The organism is Aquirufa rosea, assembly GCF_004118285.1.
Taxonomy (GTDB): domain Bacteria; phylum Bacteroidota; class Bacteroidia; order Cytophagales; family Spirosomataceae; genus Aquirufa; species Aquirufa rosea.
On sequence record NZ_SDHY01000030.1, the window covers coordinates 1 to 509 of the forward strand.

Below are 509 nucleotides of genomic sequence, written 5' to 3' on the forward strand. Positions count from 1 at the left end.
TGCTACTGTAACATTTACTTCACATACAGTTTCTGGTACTACGACTACCATTACGGCCACTGATAATACTAGCTTAACGGGTACTACTTCTAACATAACTACCGGTGTAGGTACGGCTTCTAAATTAGTTGTTTCTAACATCGGGCAACAAACTGCAGGGACTGGATTTGCGGTAACAGTTACTTTAACTGATGATAATGGCAATGCTGTCAATGCCACAGCTGACGGTACAGTGACCTTGACTCGTAAAACAGGAACAGGTACTTTAGGTGGTACTTTAACAGGTACCATCACTTCGGGAAGTAGTGCAGTAACCATTTCGGGTGTTACCTACACCAAGGCAGAAACAGGGGTAGAATTAACCGCTACCGGTTCCGGTTCGGGTAATGTAAGTAGTAAAACAGGCAATTCCAATGCATTTACCGTAGTAGCTGGAGCAGCTAGCAAATACATCGTAACAAGCAGCTCTTCTTCTCCTACCGCTGGGGGTACCGTAACCATCACCGCTC

General features: G+C 45.0%; 1 protein-coding gene. It reads left to right on the plus strand.

Going from position 1 to position 509, the window contains the following annotated elements; all coding sequences use genetic code 11:
• Positions 1 to 509, plus strand: a 509-nt coding sequence (locus ESB04_RS12470; protein ID WP_205749519.1) for a hypothetical protein, incomplete at both ends; no start/stop codon positions are given.